At 58.1% G+C, this 25428-nt stretch carries 15 protein-coding genes, 3 pseudogenes and 1 riboswitch; of the genes and pseudogenes, 9 read left to right on the forward strand and 9 right to left on the reverse strand.

Annotation, left to right across the window (positions count from 1 at the left end; all coding sequences use genetic code 11):
- Window positions 1-130 precede the first annotated feature (130 nt).
- The 7 genes and pseudogenes from LRP30_RS30365 to LRP30_RS30395 form a co-directional block, all read right to left on the reverse strand.
- Window positions 131-1231, reverse strand: coding sequence for a sulfotransferase (locus LRP30_RS30365; protein ID WP_276017361.1), 1101 nt, complete (start codon window positions 1229-1231; stop codon window positions 131-133).
- 1888 nt (window positions 1232-3119) lie between these two features.
- Window positions 3120-3305, reverse strand: a complete 186-nt coding sequence (locus LRP30_RS30370; protein ID WP_174221599.1) for a hypothetical protein — start codon at window positions 3303-3305, stop codon at window positions 3120-3122.
- Window positions 3306-4282: 977 nt separating this feature from the next.
- Window positions 4283-4482, reverse strand: a pseudogene (locus tag LRP30_RS30375) (cold-shock protein).
- Between the two features lie 108 nt (window positions 4483-4590).
- On the reverse strand, window positions 4591-4887 hold the full coding sequence (locus LRP30_RS30380; protein WP_249757145.1) for a hypothetical protein: 297 nt from the start codon (window positions 4885-4887) through the stop codon (window positions 4591-4593).
- A gap of 517 nt (window positions 4888-5404) precedes the next feature.
- Window positions 5405-6045 (reverse strand): annotated as a pseudogene (locus LRP30_RS30385) (cbb3-type cytochrome c oxidase subunit I); the annotation flags it as partial.
- Between the two features lie 742 nt (window positions 6046-6787).
- Window positions 6788-7015 (reverse strand): hypothetical protein, encoded by a 228-nt coding sequence (locus tag LRP30_RS30390; RefSeq protein ID WP_249757146.1) that lies wholly within the window; start codon window positions 7013-7015, stop codon window positions 6788-6790.
- A gap of 1041 nt (window positions 7016-8056) precedes the next feature.
- Window positions 8057-8218, reverse strand: a complete 162-nt coding sequence (locus LRP30_RS30395; protein ID WP_249757147.1) for a hypothetical protein — start codon at window positions 8216-8218, stop codon at window positions 8057-8059.
- 152 nt (window positions 8219-8370) lie between these two features.
- On the opposite strand from LRP30_RS30395, the gene LRP30_RS30400 reads away from it, so the two are divergent.
- The 6 genes and pseudogenes from LRP30_RS30400 to hemN all read left to right on the forward strand — a co-directional run bounded on the left by LRP30_RS30400 (window position 8371) and on the right by hemN (window position 14658).
- Entirely contained in the window at window positions 8371-8712 is a 342-nt protein-coding gene (locus LRP30_RS30400; RefSeq protein ID WP_249757148.1) for a hypothetical protein, read from the forward strand.
- A gap of 2 nt (window positions 8713-8714) precedes the next feature.
- Entirely contained in the window at window positions 8715-8945 is a 231-nt protein-coding gene (locus LRP30_RS30405; RefSeq protein ID WP_346016182.1) for a hypothetical protein, read from the forward strand.
- Window positions 8946-9095: 150 nt separating this feature from the next.
- Window positions 9096-9701 carry a response regulator FixJ gene (fixJ, locus tag LRP30_RS30410; RefSeq protein WP_249757149.1) on the forward strand — a complete coding sequence of 202 codons (606 nt, stop codon included), beginning with the start codon at window positions 9096-9098 and terminating at the stop codon, window positions 9699-9701.
- A gap of 1501 nt (window positions 9702-11202) precedes the next feature.
- Window positions 11203-11886 carry a helix-turn-helix domain-containing protein gene (locus LRP30_RS30415; protein ID WP_249757150.1) on the forward strand — a complete coding sequence of 228 codons (684 nt, stop codon included), beginning with the start codon at window positions 11203-11205 and terminating at the stop codon, window positions 11884-11886.
- A gap of 151 nt (window positions 11887-12037) precedes the next feature.
- On the forward strand, window positions 12038-12637 hold the full coding sequence (locus LRP30_RS30420; RefSeq protein ID WP_249757151.1) for a hemerythrin domain-containing protein: 600 nt from the start codon (window positions 12038-12040) through the stop codon (window positions 12635-12637).
- Window positions 12638-13306: 669 nt separating this feature from the next.
- Window positions 13307-14658 (forward strand): annotated as a pseudogene (gene hemN / locus LRP30_RS30425) (oxygen-independent coproporphyrinogen III oxidase).
- 693 nt (window positions 14659-15351) lie between these two features.
- Here hemN and metE read toward each other — a convergent pair.
- Window positions 15352-17697, reverse strand: a complete 2346-nt coding sequence (gene metE / locus LRP30_RS30430; protein ID WP_249757152.1) for a 5-methyltetrahydropteroyltriglutamate--homocysteine S-methyltransferase — start codon at window positions 17695-17697, stop codon at window positions 15352-15354.
- Window positions 17698-17799: 102 nt separating this feature from the next.
- Window positions 17800-18003, reverse strand: a riboswitch (cobalamin riboswitch).
- Between the two features lie 965 nt (window positions 18004-18968).
- Between metE and LRP30_RS30435 the strand changes: the two genes are divergently transcribed.
- From LRP30_RS30435 to LRP30_RS30445, 3 genes are all read left to right on the forward strand, one after another.
- Window positions 18969-19832, forward strand: coding sequence for a nodulate formation efficiency C protein (locus tag LRP30_RS30435; RefSeq protein WP_249757153.1), 864 nt, complete (start codon window positions 18969-18971; stop codon window positions 19830-19832).
- 1280 nt (window positions 19833-21112) lie between these two features.
- The gene (locus tag LRP30_RS30440; protein WP_249757154.1) at window positions 21113-21916 is read left to right on the forward strand and encodes a thermonuclease family protein; all 804 of its coding nucleotides are present in this window, start codon (window positions 21113-21115) and stop codon (window positions 21914-21916) included.
- Window positions 21917-21926: 10 nt separating this feature from the next.
- Window positions 21927-22670, forward strand: a complete 744-nt coding sequence (locus LRP30_RS30445) for a carbonic anhydrase (protein ID WP_249757155.1) — start codon at window positions 21927-21929, stop codon at window positions 22668-22670.
- An 876-nt stretch (window positions 22671-23546) separates the two neighbouring features.
- Here the strand turns inward: LRP30_RS30445 and LRP30_RS30450 are convergent.
- Window positions 23547-24701: an 8-amino-7-oxononanoate synthase gene (locus LRP30_RS30450; protein WP_249757156.1), complete on the reverse strand. Its 1155-nt coding sequence runs from the start codon at window positions 24699-24701 to the stop codon at window positions 23547-23549.
- Window positions 24702-25428 lie beyond the last annotated feature (727 nt).

Consider the following 25428-nt stretch of genomic DNA (forward strand, 5'->3'; position numbering starts at 1 on the left):
GCAGCATATCGCATTCCGCCGCTGGTGCGGCCGGCGCCTGCGTCACACCTGATCGGGAGATCAGCTCGTGCGGGTTAAGGATCTTGGCTAAATCAACCAGCGTGTTTGGATCGCAAGCATTCAGATCGTCCTAGGAGATATTGAGGATTTGCTCAAGCCGCGCGACCTCGCCTCGCAACATCTCGATAGCCGCGTCGCGGTTCTCCGAAACGTTCCAAGCAGTGTGGACCGGCTCTCCAGCGTGAGAGGGGCCGGATAATGCTCCCGCCTTGGTACTTCGCAAATCCCACCAGGTTCGGAATATCCGACGATAGAGTTCGGTTACCTCCCCTCCCCTATCCAGCACCCCGGCTTTCTGTGCATGCAGCAGTTCCTGCTGATATCCGAGTTCTAGCAAAAGCTCAGCGCCGACCAAATCAGTCACGGTTTGCATCTCTTCGACGCTCAATTGAGATTGCCATGACTTGACAGAGCTTTCGTCGACGGCGTTTCGTTCCAGGATTTTTCGATCCCCAAAGCTGCTGGATCGAAGATAATCTGCTTGTCTCATCCCAGCCGATGCGACGGCCGCTGGGTCACAGCCGAGCCCCGTCAACAGACGCCGGATTTCCTCGTCCGGATGCGCCACGAGCAGTTCGTATTGCACGAACTGTGTCTCGGGGCGAGTGCGGTGCGCGGCGAGCTTGGGAAGGCCCAGAACCAAATCGGCGAGTGAAGTTATGATGACGTCGGGCAGACGGAGGATGAGATCGGCGAGACTGGATACGCTAACCGAATGCGAGCTTTCTGTCCGCAGTGGGATGCCCCACGTCGATTTCAGTGAAGCGGCGATGGCATAGGGATTGCGCATCAGAAGGATGTGTGGCGCGTCTGGATAGACAGATTCAAGAAACTCAAGCACTGTCCAATAGCGTGGTGTCTTATCTATGATGATGCGCTTGCCCGCTTCTGCCAGATACTGATCGTATGCTGCATCGGCAAAAGCGCGGCTGACGATCGTGCGATCTATCCGCCCCAGGAATTCGGAGGTCGCGGCCTTAATCAGTGAGCTGCCCGCCGGGTGACGCTGATCCACCCTGCCAAATGCTTCAAGCGCCAACATCAACCAGGGTTCAGGCGGAGCCACGATGTCTGGGTGGTGCTGGAGCAAGTGCGCCAGGAGTGTCGTCCCCGATCGCGGAAGACCGAGGAGAAAGCACACCGCAGGCGAACGGCCAAAACGTCCGCTCATCGTTCAGACCCTCGTGCTTGAAAAGCGAACCTCGTCCCCGCTCGTTCGATCGAGCCAAATAAAGCCAACCGCGGGATCGCTTGGGGCCGACTGCTTGCGTATCAAGCGTCAATACGACAAGAATCTTTCCTGCCACTCATGATGTGAGATCCGTTCAGTTTGATCGATTGGCCGGATCACAGAAAGGTTCGACACCGGCAATCGCGCCCTGGTTGCTCGACAGCTGAGCCCAAGTCAAGGGCCAACTCAATCGCACGAAGATTGCCTGCGGATATGGGAAGGTTGGAAAGAACTATACGGAGGTTCACCGGATAACTGTCCGCGGCAGATGGAACGTTGCTACCTATAATGAAATTCGGCTAAGGCGAGCGGGGCAAAGAAGCAGATCATATCGCGGACATCTCACTTGGCAGGACGCATCAATCTTGTCAGCGCGTATTGATCCTGACGCAACCTTCCCTGAATGCTGCCGTTGGCCCGTCAAGACAGTGAGCCATAGCTCGGGCCAGCCTGTTTTTCGCAAGCCCGTCCCTCCGAATAGTACCAAGTATTTGATTTACCTGCTCTTGCAGCGTAGTTGCTCCCTATTCGGCGCTAGGGAGGCTTGTCAAGGATGGAACCTGACCTAAGATGCCGCCGGATTTACCTGATCCAGCAAGCGCGCTTGGCCGCATCTCTACTGACGGAGATGAGATTGTCCGGCCGTTCATGTGGGAGATCAGATTGATCAATGCGTTTCTCGAAGAACTTGCCAAATTCTGCCAATGTGCTGGGCATCTGGGCCACGATGGACGATCCTGATGGCGGTAGCCTATTTGGGCAAAGAAAAAACGGGTGTACTGCTCAACCTGGTGTCACGATCGATGCCCGTCGACCTTCCTTCGTTAGCACCACTATAAAGCTGCTAGAGAAAAACGTTTCCTGCGGCGCAAGTCCTCCGCAAGCGATGCCCGGATCGGGCAGATGTCGCTGACGCCCAAAATGCGCAAGCATCTCGCGACTTTGGCGCCACGACAGGAAGCGCGGGATGAGCTCGCTTTTGATGAATTCGGCGCTCACCGATCAAGCGAGTTCATTGCCAAGCCTGCTACAGTGAGGCATCGCCTGGAGAGGGCCCGCTCTGGCATTCAGAAGACAACGCACGACCGTCAGAAATGGAGGTCGCTAACCATGTCCAGTCTGCCATCCTTCGAGTATTTCTTGAAGCAGCGCGGTCGCAGGTGGTTGTGGTCTGTTCACAACGCCGAGGGCGCGCAGGTGATGACGGGTTCAGGACGTAACCGCTCCGCCGCCATCTATCAAGCTAACAGAGCGCTTTTTCAATTGCTGCTGAGCGCGCCATATCGCTTTGGAGCTCGAGCTAACCGACAGGCTCGGCGGCGCCCGCTTACGCCCAAACTTTAGCCTGGCATGAGCTTCGAGGAATGCCCCATTCACGAGGTTGTTTCCATTTGGCTAAAGCGATCAGCCGATGTGTTAGGCCCAGCGGGGCCAAGGCTGCCTCGCCGAAGCTGAATAAGCTGCTGGCCGAACGGATGCTAGATTCGGCCCCAACGGGAGTTCGTCTGAGAGTGGTCAGCTTCTCGAAAGCTAACGCGCCTCGGACTGGGCGTTGTGGCCCCATCGCATCCGTGCCGGGACCGAGTGTTTCGGGTTTTATCTTCGAGACAGGGCTATGGCTAAGACTATGTCTTCACTCGCGATCATACATCGCAAGCGGCCGTCGAAACGATCAAAGATGAGGAGGCGTTGGAGCCCGTTCCGCGACATTGAAGGCCATCCAGCTCTCAGCGCGGATCGGCAAAGCTAATGTGCGACAAAGTTTGTATGGCCATGGAGGGCGGCCCGCGAGCCGCCCTACCGCGCCAGTAGCCAGCGTTGCTCAAAATTACCGCTGGTGTCCGAGTCCGATTCCGAGATTTAAGGCCTTCTGGCGTAGCGCACCGACGGTGCGTTTGGTCATTTTTGCTATTTTTATGACCGGTGTCCGAGCCTTCGAATGGACTTTGAGCTCTTTGATATCTGCCTTCGTCCACTCGCGCCGCTTAACGCGTTTCTTGGTTGCTTTTTTCACGATGAATGCTCCTTTTGAGAGGAGCGGCTTGTAACATAGTTTTTTCGGAGCGACGACCGTAAAAAAGAGACAATCATAGAAACTTGCGCCAGGGTATAAGCTCGGTCGTGCTTTCGGAAGACAAGGCGTCTGGACTAGTGCAGCTGTGGAATTGTAAACTTCGTACAGACGCCGTGTTGAGAGGCTTCGTTATAATTGAATGCACCCCAATCGACGCCATTCTATTCGAAGCTAAGCACGTAGACTAACATGTTCTGGGATGAGCAAGCCAATCGCGATGAACTTGAACACCTGCAACTCGCGGAGGTGCGTGATTTGTATTAAGCCTAGAGCGATCAAACACGAGACCCTGTGAGACATCGTGGCGACCTCTTACTATGTCGCCTTATGACGATGCGCTGCGTTATCTAGACGCCAGATCGGTCTCGTGCGTCGTCCGGGCTCGGCTCAACCCTTCGAGGGGAAAGCGTGGCCGGATGAACAGCTTTCACTTCTTTTAAAGCAGGACAGAGAACGGAAAACGTTGTGGTTTCAGCGTGCGCTATGTTTTCTTAGAGGAGGCGGCCGACGTGAAGAGCACGGGCCACGCTTCAGCTTTGATCGCACGCTCTTCGTCCAATTCGCTTTCGGTGTGATGTATCCAATTTCGCGTAGACCGCGGCCCCTTGATGGTCCTCGACTCGAGCGATCCGGTTGTCGGTGAGGTTCACGCGTGCCGAGGTCACATCCGGAATGCTCGACAGATTGCGCTCGATCTTCCGCATGCCCCCGCGCAATTGATGCCCTTCGCTCCAACCTCAAGATCATCATGCCCAATTTCGAGGATAAGATGTTTGCTGAAAAAGCAGTAGGACAAGTCTTCGAGATGACATGCTGAGGCCATATCGCTGGCTTCATAAGGAAGCCAGACCCCAGGTCAGAACGCCAGAGGCGGTCAGAGCGCTGAAGGACTGGGCAGAGCTCGCCAGGCGACGTCGTCAACCAATCCGCAAGTTCTCCGCACGGATTTTGCCTGAACGATCGGCTTCATGTCGTAACTGACCCGGCCGCCTTCCGCGAAACTGGTGTAGCCGACCTTCTCGACCGCGCCGATGTGCACGAAGACATCAGCTTCTCCATCCTCAGGTTGGATGAAGCCATATCCCTTGGTCGCATTGAACCAGTTCACCGTACCCATTGCCGCTGCATGATCTCCGAACTGAACTTGCGCGATCTAATCGGAGTACGTCGCCATGAGCAAGGGATTGGGCGGCAAGCCCTCACGCCAATAGCCCTTTGCGCAGGCTCAATCGCTTGTCTCCCGCTCAACCTGACCTTGCATAGCACCCCGATCTAGCTGTTCGAGCGTCTGAAGAAACTTCCTTCCCTCCTCGGTGATCATCCAGCACCCGGCCTCTCGCTCGATCAGCCTTTGGCCGAAAATATCGAGTTGGGGCGCGCGGTTCGCGATGCGCTTCATACGCGCCGGCCACTCTGAGCCGCTGCTATAATAGATGGCCAAATGCTGTTTAACGACTTCGATGCTCGCCCGTCCGTGCGGCTGGCCGGCAAGTATCTTCAGTATGGACAGCTGAAAACTCACGCGCGCTCGCCATCGACTCAAGGAAAAGCTCCATAATACTTATCCTGAGGGAAGCCGTAGCGCCGTGCGCCGCTTTTCAAAAGAAACCTTGCTTCCTAAGCCTAATGAAGCAGGATCCCCATCTGCCGTCGACGCGGTAAGCAAGTTTCTCGACCGCATCGGCGACATCCTGCCCAGAGTGTTTCGAAGAATGGGTCAGCGTGGATAGCCGCGTTGGCTACGCGTGTGACGAGGTCTCAACTGCCACCTTCGACCGATTTGAAATCAAACTACGTCGGTGGTAACCGCGCTGTTGCACATCTTGGCGAATGACATCGCTCACTGAACGCACCGCCCGCTTCTTTCGCTTCCAATTGCCGTCCAATCCCGCGGGGATCGCAAAGCCTCGCGGAACGACCAAAAGATCGTGTCTTCCGTTCAAATAAATATCGAACATGTCGTCCCTCGTTTGACACGAGCGTAGATCGCCGGTTCATCCATTTGGTGACATCGAAGCAACAGTCGCGTTTAAAGACCGCGGCTCCTTCCTTTTCACCAATGTCGCAAGGAACACAATGGGATAGATGACCCAGACGATGGTGAGCCAGAGATCGGCGTACCACTTCGGCTCGGCGTATTCCATCGACTGGGTGGCGCCGAACAGATAGCCGGTGCCCGCGACCAGAACAAAAAAATTGACACACACCATAGCCGACGACCACTAACCACGGCGCGAGATCGCCAGTCAGTCGCGTGCGGCAAGTCTTCTGCACGACGTAGAACGAGGTCGCGATAAGCACGTTGCCGCCGAACGCAAAGATCATAGCCGACGTATGCAGCGGGCGGAGTCGCCTGAAGCTCGTCCAGGACAGACCGAAATCAGTGCAGGCCAAGCAAGCTGTGACGCGATAGAAGACCGATGGAAAACCCAGCGATGCCACATCGCCAGGCGAATTTGATCGGACCGAGTTGTAGCTCGGCCGACCGTTCATCTGCGCCGGCAGTAGTCACGCCCGTTGTTCATAGTGGCGATTGAGAATGACGGCGGGGGCGGCCAGACTGGCGGCGAAAGCCAGCAATGCGCAGAAGGTAAACGCCGGATCGTGTCCCACCCGCTCCGGCAAAGAAGCAAACGTAGGCAGAAACAACGAATACAGACATCAGGCCTGCTTCACCCATGTCGTGGATCTCGAGGCGGCGATGGGCTTGTCCTGTATTGGCCTGAAATGGGGCTTGCTCAGGAGTCAAGATCTTCGGCGAGGAACTGATTGAGCGCGATCGATCGCGAAAGCGCAGCGGGAGGATATCTCACGACCGAGCCGCGGGGCCTGTTTGTTTGGGCAGTCTTTAAGCGGATTGCATGGTTCTGCCTCTCGAGGTCGGCGGCGCAGCGGGTCTGGCCTGACACAGGCCGCACACCCGCTGCCTCGCGCAATACGTCTCCTTGGCGGCAGCTAACGTGCGATCGCATCGATGTCCTGCGGGCTCAAGTGAGTCGGTTCGGATTTCCGGGAAGGCTCGCGCGTAACCGGCTGAGCAGATTCCTAAACCGACAAGGGCATCGATATGTGCAGATTGGCCAAACATGCATACTCTTCGAAAAAGCCATAGCTGCAGGAGGCCGACTTGTTTTTGACATCAATCAAATAAGACCGATTTGTGGGAGCAAATCCTTCGATCCGGATGGCGCGCCGGTACGACGCTTGGCGGAGCGCTGCAGAGCCAGTTGAACGGCAGGCCGGCAAACCTTCCAGCGAGGTCCGCTTAGGTGTCGTGAGACAACATGGCGCCTGCCGAATTGACGACAGCGTCACGAGTTGTCCTCTCGAATCGACGGTCGGCACGACGCTGTCCGGGATCGCGCCTAGATTCATGGATTGACTCACAATTCAATTCGCAGACTTCCCTGGCCAAACTCAAGCTAACCACCCCATGCCGGCGGCAATGCAGGCGGGGTTCGAAGTTCGATCACATCGGCGAAGACTGTCCAATCGCGGACACTCTTTTGCTTGCAGAAATCGGTCTCCGCCTGCTGTGCAGCAGAACTCAGCGAGGCGGCATCGATCTTGAACGCTGCCTGACAGGCACGATGCTCGTGGCCGGTATCGTCACAAACGGTCTTAATGAACCGAACGTTAAATGAAGGCATGGCACCGTCTTCCTGTGGGTTTGCTTATCCGCCATTCTGCCATTCGCGCCACAAGAGTATTTGATCTGCCTCAAGCAGCATCCCCAGGAGGTTGTCCGCTCCTCGGAGATGCGGTCGAGACTTGGGCGGCACGGCTCGAGCGCTCCTGTTGTCCCGCAGCCCCCGCAATCGCTATCTGTCCGGCTTGGCGGACCGCACTCTGTTTTGAGCCGAGCGACAGCGCCTTCTGGTCTGCTCATGCCTTCGACCAACAAAATTGAGTCGATGATCGAGGAATGTCTTAAATCGACGATCGAGAGCAGAATGCGCCGTCACGCCCGAGATGAGGGCTATTGATCTCTATCGATCCCATACTCAACCGCTGGCAATATGGAACCTTGAGAGGCCGCGAACATTGCACGCGATACTTCGTGGTCTCACGAGGCATTGCCGCAAACACCGGGTCGTTGGCCAATCTCGGCAAAGCCATTTCTGACGCACGCCGTCGGTCGGGCGCTATTGACGGCGAGACCTACGCGCACGTGATCTTGGGTCAATGAGGCGAACCGCCCCGATTTCGCTCCTGACGGTCCACCCTGCCACCGCGACAGCAAAGCCGATGATCAGGCTTGTCGCAGCCAACGTTTCGATAGGCCAAGGTTCAGGACTTCAGCGCCAAAAGCTATGCGCGATCAGCGCCGGCAAGGCTACTGACAATGCGAGGCGAGCGATCAATTGACCATCTGCTTGCCGGCCGATCACAGCATTGAGGACAAATGCTTTCGTGGCCCATTCGCGTGCGGTGCGCCTCATCAACCCGGCTACACGCTGGCGTGTTGCGGACCAACGCGAGGCCCTGGCGGATCGCCCGAATTGGGACATGTCGTCCGCCAACGCAGGCCTGTCCGGCTCACAGCGGCCGCTCGAGCTCCGCCATGCTGGACGCGCATCAGCTCTTTTGACCTGTATCAATACTGCGGCGGTTGCTTACTGATAGAAGTGGTCTTCCAGTCCAAGGTCAGACACATGGCAGATAGAAAGACTTGGCGCCCCATCATCTTTTCATGTCCAGATACCGGCGACCGAGTTCAAGGACTGCTGCCGGACGCACCCGAGCTGCGTGCCGATGACCTGCGCGAGATAACCTGCGCCGCTTGCGATGGCGTCCACTTCATCGACCTGCGGACCGGCGCGATGATCGGCGCCGAGCGCAGCTCGGCCCATCCGAATGTCGTCAAGCGAATTCCGGCGTCTTCCCGTTCTCGCCTGGGGACGCCGCCCCGCTCGCAAGGGCGCGGCTGACGTTATCACAATCCAACGCCCCACGCTGACGCCGTGGGACAAGGAGATTTCTCATCAACGGAGGATGTTTCGACATGACAGACCACGGCGCCATTTGTCCCGCCGCGGGCCAGATTGCGGGAGCGGCAGTCCAGTTTAACTTCTGCAGAACAGCGATCAATAGCAACCGCCGCGGGCTTGAGCTGATCCAGATCGATTCGACCGAAGCCCCGGAGTTGTTTCGCAGCGCCAATCCTAATATTTCGGTTGGTGAGCGGATCATGTCCCGGCACGATAGGTTCAACGGCGCGACGGCCGATAAAACGCCGGCCGCGGCTGACGTGATCGAGACCACGCGGCGCCTGGGTAATATTGGGCTGAGCCTGTTCGCGCGCCGGCCAAGCGATCTCGTCCGTACTGTTCAGAAGGTTGCCTGAATTTGTCAGCCGGCAGCGATGAACGCCGTCTAAGATCTAACGGCGACCTGACCTGGGAGCGGCTCGAAACGGCGCCGCCCTTTGATCGGGATCTGGAGATCGCCGTGATCGAGGGTAATACGATTCACCGGGTGGTCTTTCCTTGCCGCCGGATCTTCGGCGGCTGGATCAAGGCAAAGACCGGAGAACACGTAGCCGTGCAGCCGACGCACTGGCGTATCTGGCCCAGATAGGGCCGGCTTTGTCACGACCAAAGACCATGCCATGGGTGTGGGGCTATCGATCTGCCGGACCATTCGAATCACATTGCGGCCACATCGTCGCCGAAGCGAATCCGGGCGGCGGCACGATCTTTCAGTTCACCGCGCTCGCGGAGCTTAGTCATGATTGGCCGGCGCATTCTTGTGATCGACGATGACGCCGCGATGCGGGACTCGCTCGCGTTTCTGCTTGATGTTAACGGTTTCTACGTAGCAACCTATGAAACGGCGACCGCGTTTCTCAATGACGTCGCGAGCGGTCCGGCTAACTGCATTGTGTCAGACATTCGCATGCCGGGTATGAGCGGCCTCGAACTGGTCCGCAAAATGAAGGCCGATCGCGTCGACTGCCCCGTCGTCCTGATAACTGGTCATGGCGACGTATCGCTTGCAGTCGAAGCGATGAAAGCGGGTGCGGTCGACTTCATTGAGAAGCCGTTCGAAGAGGAGGTGCTATTGCGTGCGATCAATAGTGCTTTGGAAGTACGACCAACAAAGCCAACGGATGACGTAGCGAAACTGCAGGCGGAAGCCCGCCTCGCGGACCTCTCGTCGCGCGAGCGTGACGTCCTACAGGGACTATTAGCCGGCAAGATTAACAAGGTGATCGCCCATGATCTCGGCATTAGTCCCCGGACGGTGGAGGTTTACCGTGCGAACCTCATGGCCAAGACCAATGTCCGCAGCATGTCCGAGTTGATGCGGATCGCCATTACCGCGGGACTCTAGCAGCAGCGCAAATGGCGCGAATGGCGTATTCATGCATTCAACCTGCGCAGTCCAGACGACGAACGCAGGGCTTTCGGGCGCACCGCACCGATCATGTTTTTGGTGACGACTACCGATGCAACACACGCGACGCTAGTTTCTTGCCTCCGGACCATCGCGAGAGCTGCTGCTTGCCGGATCGATCGTGCTTAAACAAAATCACGACGGCACATGAAGCAGATCAATTGCGTCGGCCCCGGTTTGTGCTCCGATGGACAGCAGGTCTGTCATCCCAGAGAACGGCATAGTTCGGCAATATATTGATCCATCCGCCAACGGAGCTCCCGGTGAGGGCTGCAGTAAACGGTTCGATTTCCTTCGCATTGGGCACGGGTGCGCATCTTTGACACTGTGGCGATCGGTTACGAGAGGACCATCATTCGGTCGTTGCGCTCGGCTGGGCCGCAGTCACTTCGGTCTTCGAAATCAAACGGTCTCGTGCGTTGGAGCGGGGGGAAGCGGCACTGCGGGCACAGAACGCCGGCATAACAGCGCGCTGAGTGCGGTTCCGGCCGAGGCGCGCCGGATCATCTGCGCCAGAGCGCGGATCTACAACCTAACCATCGTCATACAGCCTCAGAGGGGCTACGACAGCTACGATAACTCTATTCCCTTTGCCAGGCCGGCGGCCCTGTTTTGTACCTGCCATACATCTTCAATGGCGCTTTTCGGATCAGACGAATCTGGATTTGCTGGGGCGGCAGCCGCCGTGCGGCCCGCGCGTTGCACGACGCGAGCGCGTTCGCCGGCGCTCCATCGACGAGGTGCGGTCGAGCCCGCCATCATGCGACACTGCTCCGAACGTTGCACGTGCGCTAACGATCGAGATGCCGCAGGAACTGCTCGCAGTCTGTCACCGGCCATCCGGCGATGCCCCGAGCTCAGCGACAAGCCAGGCCAGCCACGATTTCCTGCGGTTTCAAAAATTGCTGGAGCGCCGCAAGGCCGGCCGTTGCGCTACGTCAATATGTCACGCGAGCCGAGTATTATGATCCGGGTGGGTCCCAACTCGGTCCACATGCGCACGTATTGCATGATCATCAAGACGTCGACCACGTCGGCCAGCGTACATCGATGAGGATGCTGTCAATATCCGGCTCGTCACCTCTGCGGCCGACCGATGCTGACGAGGATCAGAGTCAAGGCGTCCGAGCAAGACCTCCTGCGGCGAGCGGACAGTGGCGGTGGACGACAACTTTCGGTTGGCTGGAGCTCCTCACGGCTGCGGCCGTGCGCTTCCGACTGTTTCCATGGACGCGGCCGACGAAGCCAGCATTCAGCTTTCTAACCCGATTTGAGCATGTTTGAGCAACCAATGCGCCGCCCGCATTCAAGACGCGCTCCTCATGGGACTTACGTGTAAATACTTAGGGGCTTCTACCTAGGGAAAACATCCAAATTTCCCAGTTCGTCACGAGCGGCCAATCTGCGTCTCATCGACGTTCGCAAGATAGGGTCCGCCATGCACGCCCAGGCCGCCAGTTTTACCGAGACCAGCCGCTATCCGACCAGCGTCTTGCGTGGGCAACCTCATCGTCGTGGACCGTTTGGGATGATTGCGACACTGATGCGGTTCACTCGCAATCGCGAGATCTACAGCGAAGATGAGGCAGCGGAATACCTGTATCAGGTGGTGTCGGGCGCTGTGCGAACCTATAAGATTCTGGAAGACGGACGCCGTCAGATCGGCGCGTTTTATCTGCCCGGTGACATCTTCGGCTTCGAGGCCGGAGAAAGCCATATCTCTTCGGCCGGAGCGATTTGTGAGACACAGCTGCTGATGGTGAAGCGCACCGCCCTCATTATTCACGCTAGTCACGAGAGGGAGCTAACACGGCAGCTGTGGGACGCGATGGCGCTCGAGCTCCGCCGCTTTCAGGAACATATGATGCTCCTGATCAGCAGCGCTGAAGACCGGGTCGTCGCCTTTCTGCTCGATATGTCTCGCCGCGCTACGAAGAACGCTGCCATCGAACTGCCCATGTCACGGCAGGATGTCGCCGATTATCTTGGCTTAACGATCGAAACGGTGTCGCGCACCTTTACCCAACTTGAGCAAAATGGCGTGATCGCCCTGCAGACCTCACGCCGAGTCGAGCTGCGTAACGACAGATTGCCCAGGAGCTTTGTGCAACACTTCGGCTAAGTTGATTTACGCTCGCTCAAATTGAAGCGCTCCTTTTTGCGTCGAACAGCGCGGACATTGCAGCGCAGCGAAGGACACCGAATTCGGCTTGGGCGATCTTGCAAATGGCAGAAACGCTTCCAGCCTACATTGTGCCTCCAGGAGCACCCCAATGATCATCGATCTTTTGCTTCGAGAGCATCGCAACATTGATCTGCTTCTGGTCGCTCTTCAACGCGAATTGGAGATTTTTGGGAATGGGATCCGCCCCGACTATGAGGTCATTCGCGCGATTATCAGCTATTTCGAGGTTTACCCCGAGGTGTACCATCATCCACAGGAAGACTTGATTTTTTCCAAGCTCAAGGCTCGCGATCCGGATGCAGCTGCAATCGTCGGCGATCTCGCGCTTGAACACCAGGAAGTCGTCGACCGTTTGCACCACTTCGCGCAAGCTATTGACGCCATCCTCGCGGATCGTGAACTCCTTCGGCAAGACGTCGGCAATATCATACGCGACTTTATAGTACGCGAGCGGCACCACATGATGTGGGAAGAACGAGATTTCTTTCCCGCTGCCCTGAAGGCTCTCTCGGCTCAGGATTGGACCGAAATCGCTTCCGCCCTCACCGATCATGGAGATCCGCTGTTCAGCCAGACAGCGGCAGCGACTTCCGATGCGCTAAGAGCCCATATTCTGCAATTGGAGCAAGAAGCTGAGGCCGAACGGAGCTCGGTCGCATTTTCGTCCGCCAAGGCCGGCAACCCGTGACACGGCGCCGAAAAGGATGGGCCGTATTGATCGCTGCCGTTTCATAGCAGGAAGTGGACCTCATGCTCATCTTGTCGAAGTAAAAATGGGGTGCTCGCGGGCGCGTAGGCTGCCGTGCCGCCAAAATGGCTTCCGCGCAATATGATCTCGACCATCAATGAAAACGGCATGGTCGAGGCCTTCTTGAGCTCTGGTTCCGGCACGTTCCACAATGTGACCGTCGCAGGCCTGGCGGTTGCGCAGTGATATCGCGCGAAACGGACGCCTCTCATGTCCGCCGACCGATAAGGACGGACGATTGGGGCCAGGCGGGTGCGGCGAAGCACTCCCAATCCTTGAGCCCTGCCCAGCACGCTCTTAATCATCCGACCGCAGCCGGTTCGACTCACTGCACGCCAACTGCGAAGCACTGCCACGCCGGGTACGTTCAGCACGAACAACAAGGCGCTGGACGTCAATCGCCACCACCAGTTCTGGCGCGATTGGATTACAACGAGCTATGGGGCTACACATCGTAATGGATGCTCATTTCTGGTGTGTGACCGCTTCATCGCCATCCAACATTCGTGTATGCGGCGTGTAGCATGCCCCTCCATTGCGCCTTGGAGTGGCCATAGCCATCAGCCGACACTCCGATAATCGGGTCCAGAAAGCAAGAAAGGCATCCGAATGCGACCGGACCTGGCACAATTCTATGGCCCGGCCCCCTACCGCGCTACACCAGCTATCCGACGTCCTCGCATTTCTCAGCGTCAGTTCGCGAGTTAGACTATCAAGCGTGGCTCAAGTCCTTGGGCGGCCAGCAATCCGCCTCGATCTACGTGCACGTGCCATTTTGTCGAAGCATGTGCTGGTACTGCGGCTGCCACACGTCTGCTACGAAACGCGACGAGCCGATCGCGATCTATGCGGCTGGGCTGCGGACTGAAGCCTACCTCGTTGCAGAGGTAGCCGGGCAACGACAACCGATCTCTCATATCCACTTCGGGGGTGGTACCCCCACGGTCATGACGCCTGAAACGTTTGCTGATCTGGTCGGTTCGTTACGTTATTCGTTCGCCGTCCTACCTGATGCAGAGATCGCTGTGGAGATCGATCCGCGCACGTTGAGCGAGCCGATGGCCGAGACGCTTGGCTATTGCGGGGTCAACCGGGCGAGCCTTGGCGTCCAGAGCTTCGATCCGGTTGTTCAGCGGGCTATCAATCGTCTGCAGAGCTTCGGTCAGACCGCGACTTCGGTCGATCGGTTACGCCGCGCCGGCGTCGGCCGGATCAATTTCGACCTATTCTATGGCCTGCCCCAGCAGACAGTCGCTTCGTGCCTGGACACCGTCGCCAAATGCCTCGAGTTGCATCCGGATCGGATTTCGGCCTTCGGCTACGCGCATATTCCTGCATTTAAGAAGCATCAACGCAAGATCGATGAATTCACTCTGCCCGACAGTGTCGAGTGCTACCTCCAATTCGAAACGATCGCGGAAGCTTTAATTGATGCTGGATACGTACGCGTCGGCATCCATCACTTTGCCCTGCCGCACGAAAGTCTTGCCCGGGCGAAGCAGGAAGGCAGGCTGAAGCGCAACTTCCAGGGCTATACTGACGATTGCGCTGACGCCCTCATTGGCCTCGGCGCTAGCGCCATCGGGCGCATGCAGCAAGGGTTCGTCGTGAACGCTGTCTCGACCAAGGACTACCTTGCTCGCATCGCCGAGGATCGGCTCGCTACCGCGAAGGGCTATTTGCTGACGGAGGAGGATCGCTTCCGCGCCGAGATCATCGAGCGAATCATGTGCGACATGGCAGTCGATCTCTCCGAGACATCCCGTCGTCACGGACTGGACCCGAAGTTGGCCGTCGTCGATCGTTCTCGAATCGAGAGCCTTATCGCAGATGGCGTCGTGGTGATTGACGATGGCCGGCTTTCCGTAGCTGATGGCGCAGAGTTCCTGGTCCGGAGCGTCGCATCGGCGTTCGACGCTCATCTTCCTCGGGGCGCGGCTACACGCAGTCCGGCGGTCTAAACCGGCTAGGCCGAGCAGGACCACACTCACGGCCGAGGAGCACCCTGTCGGCACACGCCACCTTCAAGTTCGCGACATGCTCTGCGTGGCCCGCTCATAGATCTCAAACAGAGGCCCAAGCCGAAACCCGACTATCGGGTGGAACCGGTCGACCAAGGACTGCCTTAAGCAGGGTCCAAATCAATAGCAACCGCTCATGCACTGGCTACGCTCGGGAGATTCTTGGAGCCGGTTTTTTCGTATCGTCGCGCTGATCGAGCATAAGGTTTCCAGGCAGGAAAGCGCACCGAGCTTGCGGTTGGTGCCCTGCGGCGACCGCCCGGCATCACTGCCCCTCGTTGCTGTCGGCAACCGCTGCCAACGTGCTCATGAGCGACAAACGCTGGTGTAGATTTCTAATCTCAAGCTATATCGGTCGCATACCACGGCATAATTGAGCTAAGCTGAGCTTGTGCTTCAACTGGGCTCAGATCTTCGGCGAATGTCCTCGCCGTGATCGAACCGGCGGCTGTCCTCCCTCCGCCGATGGAAGTCCGCGCGATGCGTCAGCGTCGCTCCTCCCAGACTTTACTTCCGCCCGGCCCGCTAAGCGGGGCCGGGCATCTTTTTGTGTTCCCAAGGCTCCCTCGATTGTCGAGAGCCCAAATGAGCACAAGCGGATCAGCTTTGTCGAGAAAAGACCCAAACCCGGGATTAACGGCCTCGCGGATCGGATGCAGCGCGCAGTTCGCGGGCGGCAGCGACCATGTTCGCTAGCGCGGGCCGAACCTCCTCCCATTTCCGCGTCTTCAGGCCGCAGTCCGGATTGACCCAGAGCTGCGAATCCTGCAGCCGTGTCCGAGCCAACGCCATCAGCTCCTTTATTTCGCCCGTCTCGGGAACGCGTGGAGAGTGGATGTCGTACACGCCCGGCCCGATCTGATTTGGATATTCGTAGTTCCTGAACACGTCGAGTAGTTCCATTTTCGAGCGCGACGTCTCGATCGAGATGACATCCGCATCCATTGCAGCAATCGCACCGATGATGTCGTTGAACTCCGAGTAGCACATATGCGTATGAATTTGCGTTTGATCGGCGACGCCCGATGAGCAGATGCGGAAGCAATCTACGGCCCAGTCGAGATAAGCCGTCCACTCCGATCGGCGCAATGGCAATCCTTCGCGGAGTGCAGCTTCGTCGATCTGGATCATGGTCGCACCAGCATTTTCGAGATCACGGACTTCGTCTCGGATCGCGAGCGCAATCTGGCGGCAGACCTCGCTTCTGGGAATATCATCGCGAACAAAGGACCAGTTCAAGATCGTCACCGGTCCGGTCAACATCGCCTTCATCGGCTTGCTCGTTAGTGATTGCGCGTAGCGCCACCAGTCTACGGTGATAGGCTTCGACCGCAAGACATCGCCAAATAGGATCGGTGGCCTGACGCAGCGCGAGCCGTAGGATTGCACCCATCCGTTCCTGGTAAATGCGAAGCCGGCGAGTTGCTCGCCGAAGTACTGCACCATGTCATTGCGCTCGAACTCGCCGTGCACGAGGACGTCAAGACCGATGTTCTCCTGCCAACGTACGGCGCGCGCAGTCTCCTCCTTGAGGAACCTGTCGTATTGCTCGTCGCTCATCGCGCCTCGCACATGCGCCGCACGGGCATTCCGGACCTCTGTGGTCTGCGGAAACGATCCGATCGTCGTGGTAGGAAAAGCCGGTAGTCCGAAACGATTGCTTTGGATCTCGGCACGACGGGCAAATGGGCTGGCGCGCGGGCGCATGCTCTGGTCGATCGCTCTCATCCGGGCAGCGACATTGGCATCGCGGATTTTCGGCGAAGTCAGGCGGACAGTCGCAGCACATTCCGACTCGGCAAGAGCTAGCGCAACATTCTGGTCGCCTGCGAGTGCCCGCGCCAGGATCGCAAGCTCGCGCATCTTCTGGACCGAGAAAGCAAGCCAGTTCTTGACGTCGGAAGCGAGCCCGGTCTCGAGTTCAACATCGACCGGCACATGAAGCAGCGAGCAGGATGGGGCGATCTGTACACGATCCTTGCCAAGCTTCGCAATCGCGGGTTCGAGCCGCTGGCGCAGCGAGGACAAATTCGACCGCCATACATTCCGGCCGTCGATCACGCCGAGCGAGATGACGAGATCACTTCGGCGGCCAGCAATGATCTGGTCCAATAACTGTGGCGCTCGAACCAGATCGAGGTGAAGTCCGGCAACTGGCAGCCTCAAGGCGGTATCCAGGTTGTCGCCGAGGTCGCCAAAATAGCTGGCAACCATGATCTTGATGGCCGGCCCCTCCTTGGCGAGCCGGTCATAGGCATGGAGCAGAGATTTTCGCGCCCCCTCATCCAGATCAAGAACCAGGCAGGGCTCATCGAACTGAACCCAATTTGCCCCACGTTTGGCCAATTCCTCCAGAACCTCGATATAGGCCGGTATCAGTTCATCCAGCAGTGAGAGTGGCTGGAACGCGAGATCGGCACTCTTGCCGAGCTTTAGGAATGTGACCGGCCCGATCAGGACAGGGCGGGTCTGAAAGCCAAGGGCCTTGGCTTCCTCATACTCCTCGATCGGCTTGCGAGAGCATAGCCTGAAAGTCTGTCCCCTGTGAAACTCGGGGACCATGTAGTGGTAGTTGGTGTCGAACCACTTGGTCATCTCCTGCGCGGGTGCGCCAAATCCGCGGGGTCCATGACCGCAACTCGCACCCTGGTCGTCGCATTGTGAACCGCGGGCCATGGCGAAGTACGTCTTGAGCGAAACGGATTCGGCTTTCGAGGCGTAGATCTCCGGGATGGCGCCAACCATGACACTTGTGTCGAGCACCTGGTCATACAGCGAGAAATCATTCGATGGAATGACCGTGACGCCGATAGATTTCTGACGAGCCCAGTTCGCGGCACGCAGGCCAGCTGCGTCCTCGAGCAACTGCTGTTCGCTGCTTTTTCCGGCCCAGTAGCTCTCTAGAGCACGTTTGAGCTCGCGCCTTGGACCGATGCGTGGCGTTCCGAGCGTGGCAACCGGAAGGGAGAGAAGAGACATAGCGTAAACCCCATGTTGGGGGCAAAGGCCATGGCGGACGCAGGCAGGGGAAGTCGCGCGGTGCGACGGCTGCTTGGCGCACCACCGGGACACCCCGCCCGTGGACGAATATATTGTCGGGGCAGGTCTCCTGGCTCGCGGGTCATCGCTGCTGTCCGGCCTTCCCGAAGCCGCGCAGGCTTCAGTGACATCGTTGGACAGCGGCTCGCCGCTCACAGTTGCGGGGGCAGCGCCGGCATTTTCACCGGCTTCCCTCTTAGCTCCGGATCAAATGCAAACCGGAGAACCTCGACGACTTGGATTATCGGCAAGAGAACTCTTCCGTCAACCTCTCAGATTATGTCGCAAGCTAATGCTGCGAACATCTGCTACGCGAATGACTGAGCATCTCTATCGCTGACTACGATGTAGAAGCGCTCTCCAATCAGCGATATCAGAATGACCATCGTGGCTACCTGCGCGTGGGGCCGCATGCCAGATCGGTGGAAAGGACAAATGCGGCTTGCGCGGCCGGAACTGCTGCCTCGAGCAGAACGCATTTGATGCGAGTCCCGGCTTCCCAGCGGTTCTTCGAGCACGTCCGCCCCAGCCGCCTTCTCGACCAACAGGATCAGTGTTGATTAGGCCCAAGACACCTGGCGAAAGCCAGCAACATACGCGGCGAGCACGTTGATTTGCGTGCCAACCAGACTCCAAATGCTCGGCGGTGAAGATTGGCTTGGCGTCCTTGGCCATCGAGTGCAAAGCGCAGCTGACGGAGGCTGCCCTCGACTTCCGGAGCGCCGCATATCGCGAAAGGAGCGCCAACCGCGCCGCGGCTCCTTGGCCACAAGTGCCCCAAGGCATGGCAGAGATCGAAGGCCACATTCCAGGAACGATAAACCAAACGGTTCAATTGCGGCAAACGTGCTCCCCATTCTCATCAGGACACCGAGGCGTTCCCCTGCGCCGTCGAATATCCAGTGCGTGACGAGGATGGATAAGCCGCGATGGATAGGCTGAATGGAACGATCGAAACGAGTGCAAGTCGGAAAGTCGACAAAGAGGACACAAAACCGGTGAGAATTGCCGTCTATTACCTGGCACGGAGAATGCAAGTCCTCGGCATGCCCAGGCTCCTCCTGCTGGGCATGTCCAGCACAGCAAATTGGGGCTGTCGCTGGCGGCTGAAGTTAGCGGCGCGTGACATAGAGGGGAGCGCCTGCTCGCGCGGGACACCATCGGTCGCCCCGTCGCGTAGCCGCTAACTTCTTGCGCTCGCGCATAACAAGTTGAAGGTTGCCCGCTTTGAAAGACGTGTTGATGAAAGACCAGATGGGCGGACGGTTATGAAGAGAATGTCTGGAAGACGCGCGCTATGGTTTTGTCTCGGTGGACCGCTGATCTGCCTGGCCGCGCTGGCTGCCATGAGCAACAGTGTTCGCGCCAACGACAGCCCTCTTGTCGACAGAGTCAAGTCAACGTGGCGAGCGCAAGATGGTGAGACGATAGAACAAATTCTGTCCAACGTCTCGAAGGTGGCACACTTCGTCCCTCGAACGTGGGGCGTCGCTGAACTTGACCGAAATGAGTATGTTTTCGTTTCGTGGACCAGGCACCGGGACAATAAATCAGACGAACAGTACGTTATCACCTGGAAGATCGCGCTCGACGGGACGATTGAACTTGCGTCGACCTATGCAAAGCCGATGGAACTGGGCTGGCGCGCCCTGGCGCTCTCGTTGATCGCCAGTGAAGTCGCGGATGGCGAAAGGGACGCAAATCTTCGCTTTCTGCATGATCCGACCAACTTCAACTTTGTGACGACCGCGCAGGGCCAGCTCGGCGATCTTCTGCGGCAGGGCCGCTGCAACATCGTTGAACCTGTTGGAGTGAACTACTTGCCGAAGCAGAATGACAAGCCCACCGAGAACGGTGATCTGTGGCGCGTTCTGCTTTTGGTGAACTGTAATATCGCAGGGCCCCGTTATTTTACCCATAACGGAGTCATCACTTTCGAGAAGAGCGAAGGACAAGATTGGGAGCCGCAATCCTCTTTTGCCAAGCGTATCGCGGCCTTTCCTCCTGGCTCCTGGTTCGCTCGCATGGAGCCAAAGGAACGGGACGAGTTAGAGGGGAGCGAAAGGCCTCGGTAAATGGTCCCGCAGAGCAAGATCGCACCGCAGCTCCTTTAGCGCCGAACGCCTCAGAGCAACTGCAAGACATATCAGCTCTAAAGTCGCGGTGTTTACGCCTCCGCAACAGTCGCGAGCCTTTCCGCAGCCTTCAGCCCGTCATCGAAAAAATCGGGCAGCACGATTACCTCGACTCTTTCTGCGAGGAGTCGAGCTCAGCGGCGCGTGCCAGCTAGCGAGATTTGGCCCCCGGCGCACCCCAGGCAGTGAGAGCACACCAATCTGCGAGGGACCCACTCTCCATGCCATTCTTCACGGGAGCGGGCCTGAAGATGCCTCGGGCCCAAGCCCGATCCGGCGTGCGCGCCGCGCATCGCGCGACTGACTGGCACCCGCAAGAGCGTGAGCATGCCGACGCGGAGGCCGCGCGCGGGATCGAGTGTTGCGACGAAACCGGTTAAGAGGGTAACAGGGGCACGGTTAGCGATGCCGGCATACCCCCTGAGTGCCGACCCTTTTCCGAGAGCCCCGGCGAGGAGCCCCGGAGCCGTGCGCGAGGCATCGAGGACCGAGCTGAGTCGGCGCTAGATTTTCTCGCGCGCATTCGTCTGCGCGTCATAGATCCGGATTTGAAGCATGGGAAAACGCTTCTTTAGTTCTGCTCCACCTGCCCTGGCGCACGATCATGGTGCAGCGCGGAGGTACGAAAAGCCACAATGCAATTGGCATCAAGGACCCATCCCGGCTGGCTCTACGAAAGAGAGCTCCGGGTTCTGCGCGGTTTGCGCAAACGATACCGATCATTTCCGCAGCGAACGTTGATCTGAACTCCGCGGCGGTCCAAATCTCAGAGGAAGCGAGACCAGATTTCTTTCGAACATCGGTCTTTCGTGACAAGAATTTACGGCGAAATGTCATCGCCCTCGTCGAGACCGGCGGCAGCCTTCTGTCTGCCGATGGAACTTGGCACGAAGCATAGCAGGGTCGCTCCTCCACGCCTGACTTCCACTCCACCGCCGAAAATTCACAGGCGCTTTTTGTTCAAGCGCGGCAGAAACAGCGTTCCGAGCTTCGGCTTTCTCCTGCATCGCGAGTTCGGCGCTGAGCGATGGGAATCTCCTCCTCAGGTCGAGAGGGTGCAGTGCGCGCCCACTGAGAGAGCCCATCGAGACTCGAAGGATACCGCGACACGCACACCGGAAGAAATCGCTTGAACCTCACGCAGCGTCAGGTCGTAGGTTCGAAATCTCGACCAAGCTTTCATAAAGCACACGTCGAACGATGCCGGCCGAATAACGGACATGATGCGTCCAGCAGTCGAATGTGGCGGCACCGGCTCGTGCGTGAACGTGGATCAAGAGCGAAAGGTAATTGTCGGGATGAAACACCGCGTAATGATGGTCGCATTGCTCGCTCTCATCACATCTCCGGTCTGCGCGGGCAAACTCAGCGGTGCTCCGCGCATCGTCGACGGCAATATGATCGAGATCGAGCAAACCAAGATTCGGCTCTCAGGGATCGAAGCTCCTGAGACTGATCAGATTTGCCTCGACGCCCACGGCAGGAAATGGGCTTGCGGCGTAGCTGCTCGCGACGAGCTTATCAAGCATTCGAACGGACGAACGTGGGATTGTCATACCACAGGAGTTGATGAGTACAGGAGGTCACTCGGCAGTTGCTTTATCGAAGGCGAAGATGTGAACGCCTGGATGGTACGCTCGGGCTGGGCACTATCGTCGGGTCCATCTAACCATAGCTATGCTATCTATGAGTTGGTGGCGAGCACAGGCTATGCGGGGCTGTGGTCGGGGGCGTTCATCGCGCCTTGGGACTGGCGTCGCCGCAACAAGAGGACGATCATCGTCGGCGCAAGTTCGATTCCGATCGACGCTCAGGAACTCCTGCTCGGATCCGCTCTGCTATTGGACCCGCCCTCGCCCGAGTGTCTGATAAAAGGCACCGCGGACCTCAACGGCGAGCGCATTTATCACCTGCCCGGGCAACTCAGTTACGGACAAATCGACATGACAAAGAAGCCCGGTGGACGCTGGCTCTGCAGCGAAGCGGAAGCCGAAGCCACCGGGTGGCGTAAAGCCGCGCGATGAGGTGAGACGCATGTATGCCGGCCGTTCTCCGAATATGTCCTATCTCACCAAGATCGCACCTTTGCGCCGCTCGCTGTTGCTGTTCGCTGTTTCGGCGGTTTGCCTGCGGCTTGGCAACAACATTGTCGATGCGAAGCAAGCAAAAGCGCCGCCCAAGCCACATAACCTGCTCTCGCCGGATGCTGCCCTGAAGCGGCTGATGGAGGGGAACGATCGCTATGTCCAGAGCGCATCACGAGGCGACGATTTCAAGCGCGAGCGCCCGGTTTTGGTCGATGGGCAGAATCCATATGCGGCGGTTCTGAGCTGCGCCGATTCTCGCGTGGCGCCTGAACTTGTCTTCGGCACCGGACTTGGTGATCTGTTTGTCTGCCGCCTCGCTGGCAACTTCGCCAACGATGACACGCTCGCCAGTATGGAATATGCGGTCGCCGTGCTGAACACGCCGCTGATCCTGGTACTTGGCCACGATCATTGCGGCGCGATAGACGCCGCGATCAGGTCGCTCCAGGACGATAAGCCGCCGCCGGGCCACATTTCATCCCTCGTCGCTGCGCTTGCGCCTGCGGTACAAGCATCTCGCCAGCAAACCGGTGACACATTCGCCGAAGCAACCCGACAAAATGTAATCGATAATGTCAACAAACTCAAATCGGCGGGGCCGATTCTGAACGCGGCAGTTGAGCAGAACAGACTGAAGGTCGTCGGGGGCCTGTATCGGCTCGCCACGGGCAGGGTCGATTTGGTGAGCTGACGCTGGCACCTTTGCGCGGCCGGCCAGTCGTTTGCCGCCTGATACAGGGCTTCGATCGAGTTCCGCACAATTCGCTCGTCCACCGGACGCATAAAATGCACCGAATACAATCCGCTCCATATTGTCATAGCTTCGGGAAGACCTTTGGTATGCGCGGCTGCTTAATTCTCCTCGTATTCTACGTACTCATGTTGGCAACGCGCGGCCAGCACCAAGAAACACTCATACCGCGGCCGACATCATTCATGCCTCCACGTTGATGCGCTAGGCCAACAGAGGTGGTTCAAGCGCCAGATTGCGGTGCGAGGCATACTGGGTGTGAGCTCTCGGCCTGCGGAACACGCGACAATTCCGGCGGACTCTCACCCGCGATCCGGCAAGCCACCTATGGTCCTGCTTACGATCATCAGCTCAGCCAGGGCCGAAGATCACATAGAGCAGGATTACGACCACCATGATGGCCCAGCCTGCGGATGTAAAGAATAATGCTACTCGCGTCGGCATCGGACGGTCTCTCTTGCATCAGCCATTTGGGAAACCGCCAGTGTCGAAAAAGCAGCCTCGTTGCATCTGTCTTGGGCCTGTACCCTGGATCAGCATAAACAGACACTTGTCCGGCGTCCGACAATTGCGACCAGCGGTTCGAGCGGAAAACAATCTTTTGTGCCCTCGCCGGAGTTCGTCAAGCCTGGCGGTCAACTATCGACGAACGCCTGACGTGCCATCCAAAGAGCGGTCCTGGCTCTGCGCAGGCGAGTCTTTGCATTGGGATTTCCGAAGTGCGCATCGAAAAGGAGCATTATCGCGCGCCGGCGCGCACCTTTGAAGATCGTTTTGCCGACGCGGGCATCAGCCTCATGATCGCGGCTCGCGCCGTCATCGCACGTCGCCCCAAGTCTCTTCGACCAACGCATCAATCATATCGGATACATCAACTTGCCCGACGTTAAGCGTCAGCGAGATCCGCAACCTTGCCGTTCCAACAGGCACTGTCGGCGGCCGTATCCCGCGGATATCAAAGCCGCGCGCCTGTAGTGCAGAGGCGAGCCGCATCGCGCGGGCGTTGTCGCCCACGACGTAAGGAATGATCTGAGAGTTCGAACGGCTCGGGCGCCCGCACACAACGAGCTGACGATGTGTAAAGTCGACCAGATCGATCAGGCGTTGCTGCCGTTCAGGCTCCTCCTGTAGGATCAAGAGTGCTTCTCGCACCGCGACAGCCATAAGGGGTGATGGCGCGGTGGCGAAAATGAATGGACGGTACCGATTGACCATGAAGTCGCGCAATACGCCGGAAGCAGTGACAAGCGCGCCCGCCGCGCCCAGCGCTTTCCCGCAGGTGTGGACCACCACCAGATCTTCGCGCCCCTCATAGGAAGCGGTGAGCCCCCGTCCCTGCTCGCCGTAAACGCCTGTGGCATGAGCCTCGTCCACGACCAGGAACGCCTCGTAGCGCTCGGCGATTGCGACCAGATCTTTAAGCGGCGCGAAATCACCATCCATACTGTAGAGGCTCTCCACCACGATCCAGATGCGCCCCATTCCGCCCTTGGCGCGCCAGTCGCTAATCGTAACTTCAACCGACTGTAGATCATTATGGGCACTTATCCGAAACTCGGCTCGGCCCGCTCGCGCGGCTTCATGAATGCTGGCGTGCACGAGCGAATCGAGAACGAGCAGATCGCCCCGCTGCGGCAGCGTTGTCAGAACAGCGAAGTTTGCGATATAGCCGCCGCCAAAGAACAGCGCTGTCTCCGATCTGAAGAACTGCGCCGCCTCGGCTTCGAGAGCTTCGTGCTCCTCGTAATTGCCGCGCAGCAGCCGTGAGCCGCCAGCTCCGATCGGCGTGCCGGCCTCAAGCGCGGTGAGCAGAGCCTTTTTCATACGCGGCGCGCTCGCCAGGGCCAGATAATCGTTCGAAGCAAAATCAGTCCCTGCGCGCGGCTTTAGGCCACGCAGTCGATCGTCTCCTCTCAAGGCTTCAAGGGACGCGGCATAGCTGTTAAGCTTGCCTATATGGGTTGGGTACATTGCTCAATCCGCCCGATGCCATCACTCCTGAAACGACTGTGATGGCTACAAAAAGAAGATGAAGGATCCGCCGTGCACTCTTTCAAGCCGGTCGGACGCAACCGTCTCCCATGAACCAGCACGATGCGCGGCCTGCACGTTTTTCCCTCCTCGAAGGACGCTTAACTGCAGCCAGTCGCGCGCCCATTAATCGCCACCATGATTGGCGACTGGAGTGCTTCGATTACGTAGCTGATCGCGCTTCGGTTTCGATTTTGGCAGGTCACAGTATGTCTGTTGATCAACTATCCCGCGCCCGCGCCACCCTCGCCCGTGCCGGTGATGCCGCCGCTGCACGGAGACACTGCGCCCTCACTTCTTTGCGCCTAAGGACCTTTCCAAAGCCCCGCCGAAAGAAGGAACCGTTGCGGTGCGACGATTCCTCTCCGCATGGTTATTTGGCAGATTGCGCTTCGGCATGCGCGCGCAACCTTCGTACTGACCGGACAAATGCACACTCTCTCAGCGAGAGTGATCTGATCGTATCATAAGCGTACGGTGCGTACCGAGTGTGAGAAGAGTTCCAGTTTCGGCGTGCCGAACCACCGGCCGCCCCGCCGCGCGTCACGGCAACACACCAGCATTGCGATGCGGTCAATCTCACGAGCTATCTGACAGATTGCGACACAAGCTTCGTATCCGTGCTTCGTTACATCGTCTCTTCGCCGCCAAGGATGCGGCTCACATC

The organism is Bradyrhizobium sp. C-145, assembly GCF_023375135.1.
Classification (GTDB): Bacteria; Pseudomonadota; Alphaproteobacteria; order Rhizobiales; family Xanthobacteraceae; genus Bradyrhizobium; species Bradyrhizobium zhanjiangense.

What these genes read in the sequence shown, in the direction of transcription:
- fixJ (WP_249757149.1), top strand. Translation starts at nt 9,096, where the DNA reads ATGATTGGCCGGCGCATTCTTGTGATCGACGATGACGCCGCGATGCGG.
- LRP30_RS30365 (WP_276017361.1), bottom strand. Translation starts at nt 1,231, where the DNA reads ATGAGCGGACGTTTTGGCCGTTCGCCTGCGGTGTGCTTTCTCCTCGGT.
- LRP30_RS30415 (WP_249757150.1), top strand. Translation starts at nt 11,203, where the DNA reads ATGCACGCCCAGGCCGCCAGTTTTACCGAGACCAGCCGCTATCCGACC.
- LRP30_RS30400 (WP_249757148.1), top strand. Translation starts at nt 8,371, where the DNA reads ATGACAGACCACGGCGCCATTTGTCCCGCCGCGGGCCAGATTGCGGGA.
- LRP30_RS30420 (WP_249757151.1), top strand. Translation starts at nt 12,038, where the DNA reads ATGATCATCGATCTTTTGCTTCGAGAGCATCGCAACATTGATCTGCTT.
- LRP30_RS30445 (WP_249757155.1), top strand. Translation starts at nt 21,927, where the DNA reads ATGTATGCCGGCCGTTCTCCGAATATGTCCTATCTCACCAAGATCGCA.
- LRP30_RS30440 (WP_249757154.1), top strand. Translation starts at nt 21,113, where the DNA reads ATGATGCGTCCAGCAGTCGAATGTGGCGGCACCGGCTCGTGCGTGAAC.
- LRP30_RS30450 (WP_249757156.1), bottom strand. Translation starts at nt 24,701, where the DNA reads ATGTACCCAACCCATATAGGCAAGCTTAACAGCTATGCCGCGTCCCTT.
- LRP30_RS30395 (WP_249757147.1), bottom strand. Translation starts at nt 8,218, where the DNA reads ATGGGCCGAGCTGCGCTCGGCGCCGATCATCGCGCCGGTCCGCAGGTC.
- LRP30_RS30390 (WP_249757146.1), bottom strand. Translation starts at nt 7,015, where the DNA reads ATGCCTTCATTTAACGTTCGGTTCATTAAGACCGTTTGTGACGATACC.
- metE (WP_249757152.1), bottom strand. Translation starts at nt 17,697, where the DNA reads ATGTCTCTTCTCTCCCTTCCGGTTGCCACGCTCGGAACGCCACGCATC.